The organism is Geodermatophilus sp. SYSU D01180, from assembly GCF_054050415.1.
Genome location: NZ_JBJGZH010000001.1, coordinates 89292 through 105689 on the forward strand (window position 1 = coordinate 89292; position 16398 = coordinate 105689).

Here is a 16398-nt window from a genome sequence, read left to right on the forward strand (position 1 = left end):
TCGGCCAGCCCCGGCTGGGCGATCACCTCGAGCTGGGGCGGGGTGCGAGGGGCCGAGGGCCCCTGGGTGTGCATCCGCGGAGGTGCCCGGCTGGCATGCTCGCGGGCGTGCCGCGACCGACCCGCCAGCGCATCCTGATCACCGGCGCCAGCTCCGGGCTGGGCATGGGCATGGCCCGCCGCTTCGCCGCCCGCGGCCGCGACCTGGCGCTGGTCGCCCGCCGCGAGCACCTGCTGGAGGAGCTGCGCGGCGAGCTGCTCGCCGCCCACCCCGGCATCCGGGTGGTCACCGCGGCCCTCGACGTCGACGACGCGACGGCCGTGGCCGAGGGCGTCCCGGCGCTGGCCGCGGAGCTCGGCGGCGTCGACCGGTTCGTCGCCAACGCCGGCATCGGCAAGGGCGCGTCGGTGGGCACCGGCGCCGGCTGGGCCAACCGCGCCACGCTGTTCACCAACGTCCTCGGCACCCACGCGCAGTGCGAGGCCGCCGTCGAGCTGTTCCGCGCCCAGGGCTCGGGCCACCTCGTCGTCATCAGCTCGGTCGCCTCGGTCCGCGGGATGCGCGGCACCCGCACCGCCTACGGCGCCAGCAAGGCCGCGCTCAACGCGCTCGCCGAGGGCATCCGGTCGGACCTGCTCGGCACCGGCATCCGGGTCACCACGGTGCTGCCCGGCTACGTCGAGACCGACATCAACGTCGGCCGGCGCGGCCCGTTCACCGTCGACCTCCACACGGGCGTCGACGCGCTGGTCGCCGCGATCGAGCGGGAGCCGGTGCGCGCCTACGTGCCCGAGTGGCCGTGGCGGCCGGTGTCGGCGCTGCTGCGCGTGCTGCCGCTGCCGGTGGTCCGCCGCCTCACCTGAGCGCGGGCGGGTCCACCGCCGGCCGCGCGGCGAGATCGGCGATCTCGTGGCGATCAGCGCCGGATCGCCACGACGTCGCCGATCTCGGCGGTCGTGGTTCGCCGCCTCACCCGAGGCGGGACGCGGCCACGCGCATGGTCGCCTCGTCGTAGGGGCCGCGGTCGAGCCGGCCGGCCAGGACGGCGGCCAGCACCGCCAGCAGCTCCTCCCGCTGCGCGCCCACGAAGTCCGCGTCCACCACCGCGCCGTGGCCGGGGACGACCGGCCCGCGGGCCAGCGCGTGCAGCCGGCCCAGCGTCGCCGGCCACTCGGCCGGGAAGGCGTCCTCGAACGCCGGCGGGGCGCCCTCCTCGACCAGGTCCCCGGCGAAGACGGTGCCGTCCTCCACCTCGACGACCAGGTCGTGCCCGGTGTGCCCGCGGCCGAGGAAGCGCAGCACCACCTCGACGCCGCCCACGTCGAGCACCGCGACGTCGTCGACCAGCGCGTCGGGCGGGTCCAGCGGCGCGCGCCGCACCTGCCCCGCGGCCGCGTCGTCCCCGGCGGCGAGCAGCTCGCCGACCCGGGCCGCGCGCTGGGCCTCGCCGGTGGCCAGCAGGTCCGCGGCGCAGCCGTGCGTGCCCCACACCGTCGCCGGGCGGAACGCGGCGTTGCCGAAGCAGTGGTCGTAGTGCGCGTGCGTGTTGACGACCGTCCACGGGTGCGGGGTCACCCGGCGCACGGCGGCGGCGAGGTCGGCGGCCTCGGCGGGGGAGGAGCGGGTGTCGACGACGAGGCAGGCGCCGTCGCCGACCACCAGCCCGCAGTTCAGGTCCAGCGACCCGTGCCGCCGGACGAAGACGCCCGCCGCGACCTCGGTGAACGTCACCAGCAGATCCGCATCGGCCGGCCGCGGGCGTCGAGCGAGCCGTCGCCGACGCACTCCGCGGCGCCGTCGGCGACCCGGCGGGCCGACCACGCGGCGGCGCAGGCGTCGAGCGCGTCGACCGCCGGCACCCGCGGCGGCGCGGCGGCCAGCGCGGCCTCGACGTCCATGACGGATCGGAGTGCCGCCAGCCGCTGGGCCAGTCCCCGGGCGGTGACCTTCGGGTCGGTGACGGCCGGGTCCAGGGCCCGGAAGGCGAGCTCCGGGTGCACCTCGACGACGTGGTCGGGCGGCGGGTCGCCCAGCGCGTCGTCCAGCGCCCGGATGGACGCCGTCAGCCGGAAGGCCTGCGCCGAGAGCGAGCGCCCGCCGGTGGCCGCGATCGACAGCTCCCGGGCCTGCGCGTAGTCGCGGGCGCCGAGGACCGCGCGGACCGGGGCGGGGAAGACCGAGCTGCCGGCCCGGCCGAGCAGGCGGCGGGCGGCCCCGTCACAGGCGCGGGGGCCGTCGCCGGACAGGCCGATCGGCATGTCGATGCCGACCACCTCGACGTCCGGGACAGCGAGGACGGCGGTCGCGTCAGGCAGGTGGAGCAACCGCACCGTGCGGCCCTCGAGGAGCGCGCCGACCCAGGCCCCGCGCCAGCCGTCCACCCCGAGCACCGCCACCACCCGACCCTGACAGACTCGGCGCATGCGCGTCTTCGTCGGCACCGACCACGCCGGGCTGGACTTCAAGGAGCACCTCAAGCGGGCGCTCACCGAGGCCGGGCACGAGCCGGTCGACTGCGGCGCCTTCGACTACGACCCGCAGGACGACTACCCGCCGTTCTGCTTCGAGGTCGGCGAGCGCGTGGTCACCGAGCCGGGCAGCCTCGGCGTGGTCATCGGCGGGTCGGGCAACGGCGAGCAGATCGCGGCCAACAAGGTGCCCGGCGTGCGCGCGGCGCTGGTGTGGAACACCGAGACCGCCCAGCTGGCCCGGCAGCACAACGACGCCAACGTCGTCTCGATCGGCGCCCGCCAGCACTCGATCGAGGAGGCCACCGGGCTCGTGCTCGAGTTCCTCCGGACGCCGTTCAGCCACGACGAGCGGCACGTCCGCCGGATCGGGCTGGTCAGCGACTACGAGCAGAACCGGCACCGCCCCGCCGGCGGCCTGCCCACCCGCGGCGACGCGGCGTAGTTGCTGGAACGGCCCCGCTGCAGGGGCCCGCGCCGAGCAGGTGACGTGCTGGAACGGCCCCCTCGCAGGGGCCCGCGCCGGGCGGAGCGAGGCGTGGGGGGCGAGGGGGTCCTCCTAGAACTGGTCGGGGCAGTGGGGGCTGACCGGCCAGGAGAACGCCGTCGCGGCCTGGGTGACCGCGCCCGGGCTCACCTCGGTGACCCGGCCGGCCGCCTGCAGGGTGCCCAGCGAGACGCCGCCGAGGTAGGCCGCGGCCAGCGCCTCGACGTCGACGACCAGGTCGGGGTCGCCGTCGGTGGGGGCGCAGAAGGCCCCGGCCGGGTGCCCGCGCAGCCACCAGCGCCCGTCGTTCCACGGGCAGAACCGGTCGCGCACCTCGAGGACCATGTCGATCGGCGCCGGGTAGCGGCGCGCGGCCAGCGCCCGGCCGACGTCGACCAGCCGCAGCCACAGCCCGTCCAGCGGGCGCACCTGTAGCGCGCGAGGGTCGGCCAGCAGGTGGCGCAGCGGGTCGTCGGCCGGGGCGTAGCCGGCCTCCACCGTCCGCACCAGGTCCAGGTCGAGCAGGTACCGCCACAGCGCCGCGTACGCGGGGGTGCTGCGCGCCCGCACGTCGTCGACGACGACCGTGCCGTCGGGCAGGCCGTCGTCGGTCCACCGGGCGCGCACCCGGAACGCGGCGAAGCCGGTGACCTCGCCGTCGGCCTCGGTGTGCAGCACGTACCGGCGGGCGCTGGCGCCGCCGCGGCGCTCCGCCGGGTCGCGCAGCGCGCGCTCCCACCAGCGCTCGTCGCGCTCGAACGTGCCGGGCACCCAGCGGCGCAGCGCCTCGTGCACCCGCGCGGCGCCGGCCCGCCACGCCTCGGGGCCGGCCGGGGCCACCGTGCCGGTGCCCAGGTCGACGCCGGGGCGGAAGGCCGTGTCCCGGGTGGCGCCGCGCAGGTTCCCTCGCTGCGTCGCCGGCGCGTAGCCGAAGCGGCCGTAGATCGAGCCCTCGGAGGCCCACAGCGCGGCCAGCGGCTCGCCCTGCCGCTCGTGCAGCTCGGTGAGCTGGCGGCGCATCATCGCGGTCAGCACGCCCCGGCGGCGGTGGGTGGGGGAGACGGTCACCCAGGTGACGCCCGCGCACGGGACGACGGCGCCGGGCACCGTCACCTGCCGGCTGTAGATGCCGCCCGTGGCGGCCACCCGCCCGTCGCCGGCCCACAGCGACAGCGACCGGTCCAGCTCCGCCGTCGGCGGGACCCGCTCGGTGAAGTCGCCGATCGGCTCGTCGCCGAAGACCTCGAGCATCGCCCGGCTGAACGCGGGCCACTCCTCGGCGGTGACGGGGCGGAGGTCAGCGGGATCGGTCACCCCTGGTGTCTACCGGGCGGGGACGACGGCCCGCGACCGCGGTCAGCCGCGCAGGTAGGCCAGCGTCGCCATCACCCGGCTGTTGCGGTCCTCGTCGGGCGCGAGGCCGAGCTTGGCGAAGATCCGCTGGGTGTGCTTCTCCACCGCGCCCGGGGTGACCACCAGCTGCCGGGCGATCGCGGTGTTGGAGTGGCCCTCGGCGATCAGCCCGAGCACCTCCCGCTCGCGCGGGGTGAGCCGGCGCACCGGGTCGTCGGCGCGACGGCGGGCGAACAGCTGGGCGACCACCTGCGGGTCGAGCACGGTGCCGCCGGCGACGACCTCGGCGAGCGCGGCCAGCAGCTGGTCGAGGTCGGTCACCCGGTCCTTGAGCAGGTAGCCGACGCCGCCGCGGCCGTCGGCCAGGAGCTCGTCGGCGTAGGTGACCTCGACGTACTGCGACAGCACCAGCACCGCCGTCCCGGGCACCACCCGCCGCACCTCGACGGCGGCGCGCAGCCCCTCGTCGGTGTGCGTGGGCGGCATCCGCACGTCGACGACGGCCACGTCGGGCCGCTCGGCACGCACCGCGCGGACCAGCGACGGGCCGTCGCCGACGGCGGCCGCCACGGTGGTGCCCGCCTCCTCGAGGAGCCGGACCAGCCCCTCGCGGAGCAGGACCGAGTCCTCGCCGAGCACCACGCGCAGCGGCCGGTCGCCGGGGCTCACCCCCACGGCAGCTCCGCCGTCGTCCGGGTCGGGCCGCCCCGCGGGCTGTCGACCGCCAGGACGCCGTCGACGGCGTGCAGCCGGTCGGCGAGCCCGGCCAGGCCGTGCCCGGGCACCAGCAGCGCCCCGCCCTCGCCGTCGTCCTCGACGACGACCCGCAGCACGTCGCCGGCCCGGGCCACCTCGACCCGGCACACGGTCGCCCCGCTGTGCTTGGCCACGTTGGCCAGCGCCTCGCTGACGACGAAGTACGCGGTGTTCTCCGTGACCGGCGCCGGCCGCTCGGCGGGCAGGTCGACGGCGAGCTCCACCGGCACCGGCGAGCGGGCGGCCAGCGCGGCCAGCGCGGCCGGCAGGCCGCGGTCGGCGAGCACCGGCGGGGCGATGCCGCGGGACAGCGCGCGCAGCTCCTCCAGCGCCTCCCGGGCGAGGACGCCGGCCTCGGCGAGCGTGGTGCGGGCGGCGGCGGGGTCGCGCTCGAGCTGGCGCTGGGCGCGGGAGAGGTCCATGCCCAGGCGGACCAGGTGCTGCTGCGGGCCGTCGTGGATGTCGCGCTCCAGCCGGCGCAGCGCCACCGCCTCGGCGGCGACGGCGGCGTCGCGGCCGCGGGAGAGCCGGCCGATCTCGGCCTGGGTGGCGGCGCGGGAGGTCAGCAGCACCCGGCCGAGCTGGGCCTGCAGCAGCGCGACCGCCCGGACGGCGAACGGCAGCAGCACCGCGAAGACGGCGCCGATCAGCGTGTAGAGCAGGACGCGCCGGCCGGCGGTGCTCTCGAGGCCGAGCAGCTCCAGCAGGTCGGTGTTCTCCGGGTCCCCGGAGGCGTCGGGCAGCGCCCAGTCCCACAGCCCGTAGGTGAGCCCGCCGAGCGCCCCGGCCCAGAACGTGACCGTGACGACGAAGGCCAGGATCGCCACCGGGAACCGGACGACGGCGTGCAGCACGTCGAGCCAGGACTGCGGGTCGCGCAGCGGGGTCAGCAGCCGGCGCACCCGGCCGCCGTCGGCGGTCAGGTAGGCCGGGCGGGGGACCGGGTGGCCGAGCACCGCGGGCAGCTGCGCCCGCTCGAGCGCGGCGAACCCGCGGGCGGCGAGCAGGGTGAGCGCCAGGACGGCGAGGCCGACCCAGATCACCAGGGTGCCGACGCCGACGGCCACACCGGTCACGGCGACGACGAAGGCGGTGATCCCGACCGGCAGCGACAGCAGCGCGTAGCCGGAGTCGACGAGCAGCCGGCGCAGCAGGCCGGCGTGCGGCGGGGCGGTCGTGGAGGGCATCACGAGGGTGTCGGTGGTCATGCGGCGAGCCTGCTGGCGCGGGGCCGGCCGGCCGATCCCGTCAGCCGGTCGATCCGCTGTCGGGCTGGCCCGACACCCGCTGCGCTCCTCATGTCGCCGGCGATGCTCCCGGTCGCGCCGGGCCGGTGTCCAGCGCCCTGGCTAGTGTCGGGCGCGATCCCGTGCACGCCCGACGGCGCCGCGCTCCCGCGCGGCCGCGTGCCCGGCGGGACGGAGGTCTGCCCGTGCGCCCGAGGTCGGTGCCCGTCGCGCTCAGCGCGCTCCTGCTGGCTGCCGGGTGCACGGCGTCGACAGCGGCGGAGGGGGACGGGGACGGCGCCGCCCCCGTCGCGACCTCCGCGCCCGACCAGCGGCTGACCGTCGTCGCCGACGCCGAGCCCGCGGCATCCGCCGTCAGCGCCAGCCGCGCGCTGTTCGACGAGGCCGGCGTGGTCGTCGTCGCCCCCGAGGGCGACCGGGCGGCCACCCTGCTCGGCGCCTCGGCCGCGGTGGGCCTGGGTGTGCCGCTGCTGCTGGACCCCGAGGGCGGGGAGGGCGACGGCGCCGTCGCCGAGGAGATCGGCCGGCTGGGCGCGCGGACGGTCCTCGCCGTGGGCGCCGACGGCGCGCCCGGCGACGCCGACGTCGTCACCGCGCCGGCGAGTGCCGAGGCGGTCGCCGCCGCCACCGGCCTCGACCTCGCCGCCGCCGACCCGGTGCCCGCCGACGGCGAGGCGGCCGCCGTCGCGGCGCTCGAGGCCGGGGCGCCGGCCGCGCTGCGCCCCGAGGAGGACGGGGCCGCGGCCGAGGGCGAGGCCGACGGCGAGCTGCCCGCGGTCACCCGCGCCGAGCCGCTCGAGGGCACCGTCGTCCTGGCCGACGGCGCGCCGGAGTCGCTGGCCGGCGTCGCCACCGCCCGGGCCGCCGGCGCGCGCGTGCAGGTGACCGGCGGGCAGACCGACCCGCGGGCGTCGGCCGACGCGGTCGAGGCGGTGTCGGGCGCGGAGACCGTCGTCGCCCTGGGCGCGGGCTTCGGCGCGGAGGACGGCCTGGACTGGAAGCTGGAGACCGCGGCCACCGGCACCCAGCTGCCCGGCGGCGGTCAGACGCTGTTCCCGCAGCACTTCATGGTGGCGCTCTACGGGCACCCGGGCACCGGCGCGCTGGGCGTGCTCGGCGAGCAGGACGTCGACGCGGCGGTCCAGCGGGCCCGCGACCACGCCGCGCCCTACGAGTCGCTGGTCCCCGACGCCACCGTCGTCCCGGCCTTCGAGATCATCGCCACGGTGGCCTCGGAGTTCCCGACAGACGGCAACGACTACTCCTACGAGGCGCCGCTGGAGCAGATCCGCCCGTGGGTGGAGGCCGCGGGGGAGGCCGGCCTCTACGTCGTCCTGGACCTGCAGCCCGGGCGCACCGACTTCGTCACCCAGGCCGAGCTGTACCGGCCGCTGCTGGAGCTGCCGCACGTCGGCCTGGCGCTGGACCCCGAGTGGCGGCTGGCACCGGACCAGGTGCACCTCACCCAGATCGGCTCGGTCGGCGTCGACGAGGTGAACCGGGTGGTGACCTGGCTGGCCGACCTCACCCGCGAGAACCGGCTGCCGCAGAAGCTGCTCGTGCTGCACCAGTTCCGGGTGGACATGATCCCCGGCCGCGAGCAGGTCGACCTGTCCCGCGACGAGGTCGCCGTGATGGTGCACGCCGACGGGCAGGGCCCGCAGGGGAGCAAGCAGGACACCTGGCGGGTGCTGCACGGCATCGGTCCCGAGGGGCTGGCCTGGGGCTGGAAGAACTTCTACGACGAGGACTCCCCGATGCTCACGCCCGAGGAGACGATCGCCCAGGTGTCCCCGCGGCCCCAGCTGATCAGCTACCAGTAGTCGCCCCTGTGTGACCGAGTAGTCACCCTCGGGAGTTAGCGTCGCCCCGCGCCCGGGACGCACGGGCGGCACACCGAGGGGAAGACGCACACATGCAGCGACGCAGGTACTGGGCCGCGGTCGCGGCCGCACTCGCGGTGACCGCCGGGGCGGCGACGCCCGCGGCGGCCGCGCCCGCGGCAGCGGCCACCGACGAGCTCGACATCACCCTGCTGGCCACCACCGACCTGCACGGCCGGGTGCAGGACTGGGACTACTTCAAGGACGCGCCCTACAGCGAGAGGGACGGCTTCGCCACGGGCCTGGCCCGGGTCGGGTCGGTCGTCGACAGCGTGCGCGCCGCGCGCGGCGAGGAGAGCGTGCTGGTCGTCGACAACGGCGACTTCCTGCAGGGCACGCCGCTGAGCTACTACTACGCGCGGCAGGAGCCGGTTCCCGGGACCGGCGCCGAGCACCCGATGGCCGCCGCCTACGACGCCATCGGCTACGACGCCCAGGTGGTCGGCAACCACGAGTTCAACTACGGCCTGGACCTGCTGCAGGCCTACACCGACGACGTCGACCACCGGGTGCTCGGCGCCAACGTCGTCGACGCCCGCACCAAGCAGCCCGTGCTGGAGCCCTACACGCTGCACCGGATGGACGTCCCCGGGCACGAGCCGGTCACCGTGGGCATCCTCGGCCTGACCACGCCGGGCTCGGCGATCTGGGACCGCGGCAACGTCGAGGGCCGGGTCGAGTTCCAGGACATGGTCGCGGCCGCGCGGAAGTGGGTCCCCCGCGTCGCCGCGCGGGCCGACGTCGTCGTGGTGCTGTCGCACGCCGGCGTGGGCGGGACGTCGTCCTACGACCCGTCGCAGGCCCCGGCGGAGAACCCGACCGACGTCATCGCGCGGACGGTGCCCGGCATCGACGCCATGGTGGTGGGCCACACCCACCGCAACGCGCCCAGCCAGGTCGTCCGCAACGAGGTCACCGGCGACGACGTGCTGCTGACCCAGCCCTACCGCTGGGGCGCCACGGTGTCCCAGGTGGACATCGGGCTGGAGGAGGTCCGCGGCCGGTGGGACGTCGCCAGCACCGCGGCCACCGCGCTGCGCACCGACGCCTACCCGCAGGACCCGGCGGTGCTCGCCGCGACCGACGAGGCGCACCGGACGACGGTCGACTACGTCAACCAGGTGGTCGCCACCTCCACCGAGCAGCTGACCACGGAGACCAGTCGCTACGAGGACACGCCGATCCTCGACTTCATCCAGCAGGTGCAGACCGGGACCGTCGAGGCCGCGATGGAGGGCACGCCGCGGGCCGACCTGCCGGTGCTGTCGATCGCCGCGCCGTTCAGCCGGACGGCGGTCTTCGCCGAGGGCGACGTCACCGTCCGCGACATCGCCGGGCTCTACGTCTACGACAACACGCTGGAGGCGGTCGAGCTCACCGGCGCCCAGGTCCGGGCCTACCTGGAGAAGTCGGCGGGCTACTTCGCCCAGGTGCCGGCCACCGGGGACGTCGACCTGGAGACACTCACCAACGCGGAGGGCACGCCGGACTACAACTACGACGTCCTCTCCGGGGTCGACTACGACCTCGACGTGTCCAGGCCGGAAGGCCAGCGGGTCACCCGGCTGGAGTTCGACGGCGAGCCGGTGGCCGACGGCGACCGGTTCGTGGTCGCGGTGAACAACTACCGGCGCTCCGGCGGCGGCAACTTCCCCGGCATCTCGACCGCACCCGTCGTCTACGACGAGCAGCAGGAGATCCGCCAGCTGCTCATCGACTGGGCCCAGGAGCGCCAGGTGATCGACCCGGCGGACTTCTACGACCCGAACTGGCAGCTGGTCCGCGACGGCGAGCCGCTGCTGCCCTGACGCACCTGCCCCCCGCACACCCGACCGCCCCGCCGGAGCCCTCCGGCGGGGCGGTCGGCGTCCGGGGGTCAGGCGGTCGGGGACTCCCGTTCCGTCGGTCCCCCGTGGTGGACTACCGCCCGTCGACGGGGATGGCGACCGAGGAGAGGTGGTCCGCGTGACCAGCGTGCTGAGCGGGGTGTCCGACGAGCTCGACCCGCGGCTGCTCGAGCACCGGCGGGAGCTGACCGGCTACTGCTACCGGATGCTGGGGTCGTCCTTCGACGCCGACGACGCCGTGCAGGAGACGCTGGTCCGGGCGTGGAAGAGCTTCGGCTCCTTCGAGGGCCGCTCCTCGCTGCGGTCCTGGCTCTACCGGATCGCCACCAACGTCTGCCTCGACCAGCTCTCCGGGCGGCAGCGCCGGGCGCTGCCCATGGACCTCTCCGGTTCGCCGTGGTCGCCGGTGGAGGCGTCCCTGGCCGCCCGGCGGCCGACCGAGGCCTGGGTCGAGCCGGTCCTCGACCGCGCGGTCCTGCCCGAGGACGGCGACCCGGCCGAGCGCGCGGTGGCCCGCGAGTCGGTGCGGCTGGCCTTCGTGGCGGCGCTGCAGCACCTGCCCCCGCGGCAGCGCGCCGTCCTCCTGCTGCGCGACGTGCTGCGCTGGCACGCCGACGAGGTCGCCGCGCTGCTCGAGACCACCGTCGCCTCGGTCAACAGCGCGCTGCAGCGGGCCCGCGCCACGCTGGCGGCGATGGGCGGCACCCCGGAGGAGCGGCCGCTGGACGCCGACCACCGCGAGCTGCTGGACCGCTACCTCGACGCCTTCGAGCGCTACGACATCGACGCCTTCGTCGCCCTGCTGCACGAGGACGCCACCCAGCACATGCCGCCGTTCGAGATGTGGCTGGGCAGCGCCGCCGACATCGGCACCTGGATGCTCGGCCCGGGCAGCGGCTGCCGGAACTCCCGGCTGCTGCTCACCGAGGCCAACGGCAGCCCGGCGGTCGCGCAGTGGCGCCCCACGGACGACGGCCGTCACACGCCGTGGGCGCTGCACGTGCTGGAGGTCGAGGACGGCCGGATCCGGCACATCACGAGCTTCCTCGACCTGGACAACGACCTGTTCGCCCGGCTCGGCCTGCCGCTGACCCCGGACGCGGCGCCCGCCGTCGGCTGATCCCCGCCGGCCGGTCCCGCACCTCCCCGCCACCGCCTCCCACCCCGCCGGGGTCGGGAGGCGGTGGCGCGTCCAGGGGTTGTCCCACGTACCCCCCAGGGGTATACAGGTCGGCGTCGACGGAGGAGGGGACATGCACGGTGACCACGTCCACCAGGCGTCCACCACGGACCGGCAGGCGACCCCCGGGAGGACCGCCGTCCCCTGGGCCGCGGCCGTGCAGGCCACGCTGCACTGCCTCACCGGCTGCGCCATCGGCGAGGTGCTCGGGATGGTCATCGGGACCACCCTGGGCCTGTCCACCTGGGCCACGGTCGCCCTGGCCGTCGCGCTGGCCTTCGTCTTCGGCTACGCGCTCACGATGCGCGGCGTCCTCCGCGCGGGCCTGACGTTCCGCCGGGCGCTGCGGGTGGCGCTGGCGGCCGACACCGTCTCGATCGCGGTGATGGAGCTGGTCGACAACGCCGTCCTGGTCGGCGTCCCGGGTGCGATGGAGGCCGGCCTGGACTCGGCGTTCTTCTGGCTGTCGCTGGCCGGCGCCCTCGCGGTGGCGTTCGTCGTCACCCTGCCGGTCAACCGCTGGCTGATGGGGCGCGGCCTCGGCCACGCCGTCGTCCACGCCCACCACTGACCGCCGCTCACCGCCGCGGGGGAGGTCGCTCGCCGTCGACCGCGCCGGACGGCGCCGCGGTCGCCGGGTCCGTCGCCAGGCCGAGCCTGCCCCGGAGCCGCACGGCCCACGCCTCCGGCGCGCGGTCGAGCTCGGCGCCGACGACCGTGGTGACCACGGCGATGACCGCGACGGCGAGCAGCCAGCCCACCAGGGCGAGCGTCACGCCGAACAGCCCGTACCTGCGGCTGTAGGACTCCATGAGCAGCGGCATGTAGACCGCCGTGGCCAGGGCGTAGAGCGCCGAGGCGACGGCCGCCAGCGCGCCCGTGGGCAGCAGCCGCCGCCAGGCGAGGCGGCCCCCGAGCAGCAGCCAGGGGATCGAGGTCCACAGCAGGCAGCCCGCCAGCACGTGGCCGGTCCAGCGCAGCACCCAGGGGACGGCGCCGGGGGCCGCCAGCCCGTGCAGGAACGACAGCAGCACGATCTCCAGCAGCAGGGCGGCGATGCCCAGCAGCGCGTCGACCGACCCGCGGAGGCCGGCGCGCTGCGGGAGCCGCCAGGCCTGCTCGTACATCCGCTGCAGCCGGCGGGCCAGCGAGACGCCGGAGAACACCAGCAGGACGACGCTGAGCACGCCGACGCCGGCGTCCCCGGTCGCCGCGAACAGCTGCTGCACGTCCGCGGCGGCCGCGCCGGTCAGCCGGAACCGGTCGATCACGATCTCGGCGACCAGGGGCGCGTCGTCCCCGGGGGCCAGCAGCGACAGCAGCAGGAGCAGCGGGATCAGCGCGGTGAACGCCTGGGCGGAGACGGCCATGGCCCGGTCGACGCCGCGCTGGTCCAGGAACGCCGCGACGCACCGGCCGGTGAACGTGGACTCCAGCCGCCGGAGGACCACCCCGGACCCGCGGACGACCATGCCGCCCTCACCCCCGGACGGCGGCCGGCGCCGGCTCCGCCGGCGTCGGTGGCGGGGCCAGGCGCGCGGCGGGGAGGGCGCGGGTCAGGAAGAGGCTTAGCAGGGCGACGGCGGCGACCGCGAGGAGCGCCGTCCTCAGGCCGAGCAGCTGCGCGTCCGCGTAGGTCGCCACCAGGGCGTCGACCTCCGCGGCGGGGATCCCCGCCTGGTCGAGCGCGGCCCGCGCCTGGTCGACCGGGACGAAGCTGGCGCCCCCGCCGATCGCCACGCCCACCTCCTCGGCGATGTCGTCGCTGACCTGCGGGTCGCCGGAGATCCCGCGTACGGCGGCGGCGGTCAGCGTGCCGATGAGCACCGAGCCGACGAACGCCGTCCCGAGCGAGGACCCCAGGTTCTGCGCCGTGTACTGCAGGCCACCGACCTCGCTGCGGTCGGCCTCCCCGGCGCTGGACTGGGCGACGTTGCCGAGCTGGGCGGCCAGCAGGCCCATCCCGATCCCCAGCAGCGCCATCGCCAGCCCGAAGGAGAGGTCGTCGAGCTCCGGCCGGACCGTCGCGAGCAGCCACAGGGACGCCGCGACCAGGGCTGCGAAGCCGACCCGCACCACGGTGCGCGGGCCGGCGACCCGGTTCAGCAGCGGTGCACTCATCGCCGTGACCAGCATGAGCACCGAGACCGGGAGCAGCCGCAGCCCGGTCTCGAAGGCGTCGAGCCCCTGCACGACCTGCAGGTACAGCGGCACGGTGAAGAAGACCCCGAGCAGGACGAGGTTCTGCGCGACGAGCGTCTGCACGGCCGCGCGCAGCGGCGGGACCGAGAACAGCCGCCAGTGCAGCAGCGGCTCCTCGCCGCGGGCCTCCCGGTGGCGCAGCCACGACCGCAGCAGCGCCAGCAGGGCCAGGCCGGCGCCGATGACGAACGGCGTCAGGGCGAAACCCAGGACGGTGACCGGCGACTCGCGCGGCTGCAGCCAGCCCCACGTGGTGCTCTGCAGCACCCCGAGGACGACGAGCGCCAACCCGAGCGCGGAGAGCGCCGCCCCGACCGCGTCGACCCGGGGACGCGGGCCCGGCGTCGGCGCGTCCCCGACCCAGCGGAGCCCGGCGAGGACGGCCAGCACCACGACGACCTCGCCGGCGAAGACGAGCCGCCAGCTGAGGTAGGTCGTCACCCAGCCGCCGAGCAACGGGCCGACGGCGATCCCGGCCCCGGCCAGCCCACCGATCACCCCGTAGGCCATCGCCCGGTCCCGGCCCCGGTAGTTGCCGCCCACCAGGGCGGCGAGCGCGGGCAGCACGAGAGCCGCCCCCAGTCCCTCGATGACCGACCACCCCAGGGCGAGGACCAGCACGGTGGGCGCCAGCGCGGTGATCAGGGAACCGACCGCGTAGACGACGAGCCCGACGGCGAAGGCGCGCCGCCGGCCGATCCGGTCGCCGATCTTCCCCCCGGTGACCATGAACGCGGCCATGACGAGCGTGTAGACGGTGATGACCGCCTGGATGGTGGTGACGGTCGTGTCGAAGTCCTCGACCAGCTGGCTGATCGACACGTTCATCACCGCGGTGTCGAGGACGGCGAGGAACTGCGCGGCCCCCAGGACCACGATCGGCCTCCAGCTCGTCACGGTGCGACGCTGACCGCAGCGGCGACGCCGGCGCATCGTCCCGCCCGCATGAGCGGGCGCTCCGGACCGCCGCGCGGGGGGCCGGGAGCGACCGCCGAGGATGGGCGCGTGAAGGTCTACCTCTCGTCGGACATGGAGGGCACCGCGGGTGTCGTCGACTGGGCGCAGTGCCGCGGCCCGGGCGGCGAGTACGAGCACTACCGGCGGCTGCTGCAGGACGAGGTGAACGCCGCGATCGCGGGCGCGATGGACGCCGGCGCCACCGAGTTCGTCGTCAACGACTCGCACTCGACGATGCAGAACCTGCGCCCCGGTGAGCTGCTCGGCAACGCCCGCTACCTCGCCGGCCGGCACAAGCCGATGTACATGATGGAGGGGCTGGACGGCTCCTTCGACGCCGTCTTCCTCGTCAGCTACCACGGCTCGATGTCCGGCCCGGCGTCGGTGCTGTCGCACACCTACAACCCGGCGGCGGTCGCTCGCGTGCGACTGAACGGCGTCGAGGTGGGGGAGTCGGGCATCAACGCGCTGGTCGCCCTCGGCCACGGCGTGCCGGTCGTGCTGGTCACCGGCGACGAGACGACGGCCGAGGAGGCGCGCGCGGTGTGCCCGGGGATCGAGGCCGCCGTCGTCAAGCGGTCGGTGACCCGGTTCGCGGCCGAGAGCCTGCACCCGGCCGATGCGTGCGCGCTCATCCGCGAGCGGGCGGCCGCCGCCGTGCGGGGCCTGCCCGCCGCCCGGCCGCCGGCGATCGAGCTGCCGGCGGCGCTGGAGGTCACCTTCCGCAACGCGGACCTGGCCGAGCTGGCCACCCGGGTCGTCGGGGTCGAGCGCGCCGGGACCCTCGACGTCCGGATGGCCGACGAGGACCCGGTCGCCCTCTACCGGATGTTCGTGACCGTCGTGCTGCTCACCCGCGGGTTCACCGACTGAGCGGCGTCCGGCGGGCTAGATGCGGGTCAGCCAGACCACCGGCGGGCGGGCGCGCCGCGCGGCGAAGGCCTCCAGTTGCGTCTCGCTCGGGCGGCAGCCGCCCGGGCAGTCGAACTCCACGACCCGCCCGTCGACCCACCCGACGGCCGCCGGCCGCCGGCAGATCGGGCAGTCCTCCCACGTGACCCGCTCGCTGGCTTCCACGGTGTCGCCTCCCGGTCCCGGAGACCTGCCCGGGAAACGGGAGAGGACCTGGGCACGCTGTTCGATCCAGGGCCCCTCTGTGCGACGACCGTAACCGGACGTGTCCGGCACGAAACGCCCGCCGAACGGACGGCCTGTTCCGGTTCGCCGCGGTCCCGTGCCGGGTGCGGCGCACGTGCAGGCAGCGCCGACCCTGACGGCTCCGTCACCGGCCACTCGGTCCCGCTCCCGGGGGTACGACACGGCGCTCCCGTGCGGAGCAGCGGACGGTGCCGCGGGGACTGCACCCGGTCCGGGCGCACCGCCTCGGGCGGCGCCGCGTCGCCAAGGCGCGGTGCGCCGCCGGACTGCTGGTGCAATCGGGCGGCGCAACGGCTCGGGACGAGGTGGTCGGGATGCCCAGGTTCGTCGTCTTCTTCTCGTACACGCCGGAGGCGTGGAGCCGGATGATCGACCAACCGGGCGATCGCACCGCTGCCGCGAGTGCGTCGGCCGAGGCGGTCGGCGCCCGGCTGGAGGCGCTGTACTGGATGCTCGGTGAGCAGGACGGGATGGTGATCCTCGAGGCGCCGGACGCGGAGACCGCCACCGCGTCGGTGGTCTCGTCGGTGAGTTCCGGCGACGTCCGGAGCCTCGGCACCCACCAGTTGCTGGACCAGGAGCAGCTGCGGTCCGTCCTCGACAAGGCCAGGCGGGGGCGCGACGCCTTCCGGCGCCCCGGGAGCTGATCCGGGAGGCACGTGCCGGGACGTCCTCCGAGCGGGTCGGGACCTGGCGCACCGGTCGTGGAGCGAGCTCCCCGGGGTCTCGGAGGGGTGGGGCACCGCAGTCCGCATCCAGCCGTCTGGCGGGGGAAGAGGCGTGGGGCCCTGGAGGGGGTCGACCGGGCGTCGGAGGCTCCTCCCGGAGCTTCCCCAGGTGGTCCTCCAGCACCGCCGCGA

At 76.1% G+C, this 16398-nt stretch carries 16 protein-coding genes; 8 read left to right on the forward strand and 8 right to left on the reverse strand.

Annotated features, from left to right (window positions below; all coding sequences use genetic code 11):
* Nucleotides 1-107: 107 nt before the first annotated feature.
* On the forward strand, nt 108-863 hold the full coding sequence (locus tag ACI8AA_RS00440) for an SDR family oxidoreductase (protein ID WP_457042552.1): 756 nt from the start codon (nt 108-110) through the stop codon (nt 861-863).
* Between the two features lie 106 nt (nt 864-969).
* Here ACI8AA_RS00440 and ACI8AA_RS00445 read toward each other — a convergent pair whose 3' ends face one another.
* Nucleotides 970-1731, reverse strand: coding sequence for an MBL fold metallo-hydrolase (locus ACI8AA_RS00445; RefSeq protein ID WP_457042553.1), 762 nt, complete (start codon nt 1729-1731; stop codon nt 970-972).
* Nucleotides 1728-2396 (reverse strand): DUF429 domain-containing protein, encoded by a 669-nt coding sequence (locus ACI8AA_RS00450; RefSeq protein ID WP_457042554.1) that lies wholly within the window; start codon nt 2394-2396, stop codon nt 1728-1730. Before ACI8AA_RS00450 ends, ACI8AA_RS00445 begins: the two co-directional genes overlap by 4 nt.
* A 25-nt stretch (nt 2397-2421) precedes the next feature.
* Here ACI8AA_RS00450 and ACI8AA_RS00455 point away from each other — a divergent pair, with 25 nt between their 5' ends.
* Nucleotides 2422-2913, forward strand: coding sequence for a ribose-5-phosphate isomerase (locus tag ACI8AA_RS00455; RefSeq protein ID WP_457042555.1), 492 nt, complete (start codon nt 2422-2424; stop codon nt 2911-2913).
* Nucleotides 2914-3027: 114 nt separating this feature from the next.
* Here the strand turns inward: ACI8AA_RS00455 and ACI8AA_RS00460 are convergent, their stop codons facing one another.
* Genes ACI8AA_RS00460 through ACI8AA_RS00470 form a run of 3 tightly spaced genes read right to left on the reverse strand, consistent with a single transcriptional unit; the run spans nt 3028 to nt 6272 of the window.
* Nucleotides 3028-4269 (reverse strand): GNAT family N-acetyltransferase, encoded by a 1242-nt coding sequence (locus tag ACI8AA_RS00460; protein ID WP_457042556.1) that lies wholly within the window; start codon nt 4267-4269, stop codon nt 3028-3030.
* Between the two features lie 42 nt (nt 4270-4311).
* On the reverse strand, nt 4312-4983 hold the full coding sequence (locus ACI8AA_RS00465; RefSeq protein ID WP_457042557.1) for a response regulator: 672 nt from the start codon (nt 4981-4983) through the stop codon (nt 4312-4314).
* A complete protein-coding gene (locus tag ACI8AA_RS00470; RefSeq protein WP_457042558.1) occupies nt 4974-6272 on the reverse strand; it encodes a sensor histidine kinase in 1299 nt (432 codons plus the stop codon). The genes ACI8AA_RS00465 and ACI8AA_RS00470 overlap by 10 nt, the downstream gene beginning before the upstream one ends.
* Nucleotides 6273-6496: 224 nt before the next feature.
* Between ACI8AA_RS00470 and ACI8AA_RS00475 the strand changes: the two genes are divergently transcribed.
* The 4 genes from ACI8AA_RS00475 (at nt 6497) to ACI8AA_RS00490 (ending at nt 11792) form a co-directional block, all read left to right on the forward strand.
* Complete coding sequence (locus ACI8AA_RS00475; protein ID WP_457042559.1) at nt 6497-8134, forward strand: hypothetical protein; 1638 nt, start codon at nt 6497-6499, stop codon at nt 8132-8134.
* A gap of 92 nt (nt 8135-8226) precedes the next feature.
* Nucleotides 8227-10002, forward strand: a complete 1776-nt coding sequence (locus ACI8AA_RS00480; RefSeq protein ID WP_457042560.1) for a bifunctional metallophosphatase/5'-nucleotidase — start codon at nt 8227-8229, stop codon at nt 10000-10002.
* Between the two features lie 157 nt (nt 10003-10159).
* A complete protein-coding gene (locus ACI8AA_RS00485; protein ID WP_457042561.1) occupies nt 10160-11161 on the forward strand; it encodes a sigma-70 family RNA polymerase sigma factor in 1002 nt (333 codons plus the stop codon).
* Nucleotides 11162-11294: 133 nt separating this feature from the next.
* A complete protein-coding gene (locus tag ACI8AA_RS00490; protein WP_457042562.1) occupies nt 11295-11792 on the forward strand; it encodes a DUF4396 domain-containing protein in 498 nt (165 codons plus the stop codon).
* Nucleotides 11793-11799: 7 nt separating this feature from the next.
* On the opposite strand, the gene ACI8AA_RS00495 is transcribed toward ACI8AA_RS00490, so the two are convergent.
* Nucleotides 11800-12693: a YhjD/YihY/BrkB family envelope integrity protein gene (locus ACI8AA_RS00495; RefSeq protein WP_457042563.1), complete on the reverse strand. Its 894-nt coding sequence runs from the start codon at nt 12691-12693 to the stop codon at nt 11800-11802.
* Between the two features lie 7 nt (nt 12694-12700).
* Nucleotides 12701-14320: an MFS transporter gene (locus ACI8AA_RS00500; RefSeq protein WP_457042564.1), complete on the reverse strand. Its 1620-nt coding sequence runs from the start codon at nt 14318-14320 to the stop codon at nt 12701-12703.
* 108 nt (nt 14321-14428) lie between these two features.
* Here ACI8AA_RS00500 and ACI8AA_RS00505 point away from each other — a divergent pair, with 108 nt between their 5' ends.
* Nucleotides 14429-15253 carry a M55 family metallopeptidase gene (locus ACI8AA_RS00505; protein ID WP_457042565.1) on the forward strand — a complete coding sequence of 275 codons (825 nt, stop codon included), beginning with the start codon at nt 14429-14431 and terminating at the stop codon, nt 15251-15253.
* A 15-nt stretch (nt 15254-15268) separates the two neighbouring features.
* Here ACI8AA_RS00505 and ACI8AA_RS00510 read toward each other — a convergent pair whose 3' ends face one another.
* Nucleotides 15269-15457 carry a hypothetical protein gene (locus ACI8AA_RS00510; protein WP_457042566.1) on the reverse strand — a complete coding sequence of 63 codons (189 nt, stop codon included), beginning with the start codon at nt 15455-15457 and terminating at the stop codon, nt 15269-15271.
* Between the two features lie 395 nt (nt 15458-15852).
* Here ACI8AA_RS00510 and ACI8AA_RS00515 point away from each other — a divergent pair, with 395 nt between their 5' ends.
* Complete coding sequence (locus tag ACI8AA_RS00515) at nt 15853-16185, forward strand: GYD domain-containing protein (RefSeq protein ID WP_457042567.1); 333 nt, start codon at nt 15853-15855, stop codon at nt 16183-16185.
* The last annotated feature ends 213 nt before the right edge of the window (nt 16186-16398 follow it).

Bases quoted from the DNA above. Each gene is read 5' to 3' on its own strand.
- ACI8AA_RS00495 (WP_457042563.1), bottom strand. From the start codon at position 12,693: ATGGTCGTCCGCGGGTCCGGGGTGGTCCTCCGGCGGCTGGAGTCCACG.
- ACI8AA_RS00470 (WP_457042558.1), bottom strand. From the start codon at position 6,272: ATGACCACCGACACCCTCGTGATGCCCTCCACGACCGCCCCGCCGCAC.
- ACI8AA_RS00455 (WP_457042555.1), top strand. From the start codon at position 2,422: ATGCGCGTCTTCGTCGGCACCGACCACGCCGGGCTGGACTTCAAGGAG.
- ACI8AA_RS00515 (WP_457042567.1), top strand. From the start codon at position 15,853: ATGCCCAGGTTCGTCGTCTTCTTCTCGTACACGCCGGAGGCGTGGAGC.
- ACI8AA_RS00480 (WP_457042560.1), top strand. From the start codon at position 8,227: ATGCAGCGACGCAGGTACTGGGCCGCGGTCGCGGCCGCACTCGCGGTG.
- ACI8AA_RS00490 (WP_457042562.1), top strand. From the start codon at position 11,295: ATGCACGGTGACCACGTCCACCAGGCGTCCACCACGGACCGGCAGGCG.